At 72.1% G+C, this 308-nt stretch carries 1 protein-coding gene; it reads left to right on the forward strand.

Features of this window, described 5'->3' with window-relative positions:
• Window positions 1-308: AI-2E family transporter (locus tag QWY29_RS20025; protein ID WP_369292670.1), on the forward strand; the 308-nt coding region annotated here is incomplete at both ends.

Below are 308 nucleotides of genomic sequence, written 5' to 3' on the forward strand. Positions count from 1 at the left end.
CCGCGCGGCCTCGCCGCGCTGATGGTCGTGGTCGGCGGGCTGGCCACCGTCAGCGCCCTGCTGACCTTCGTGGGCCAGCAGGTCGCCAACGGCGCCACCGACCTGGCCGAGCAGACGGTCGCCGGCCTGGGCCAGATCCGCCAGTGGCTCGCGGACGGCCCGCTCAACGCCAGCGACTCCCAGATCGACCGCTGGATCAACGACGCGCAGCGCCTGATCACCGACCAGACCAGCGACGGCCAGGTGGTCACCCGGCTCACCGAGGTCGGCACCACGCTCACCCACGTCGTCGCCGGTTTCTTCATCGT

This window comes from Nocardioides abyssi (genome assembly GCF_030412915.1).
Lineage (GTDB): Bacteria > Actinomycetota > Actinomycetes > Propionibacteriales > Nocardioidaceae > Nocardioides > Nocardioides abyssi.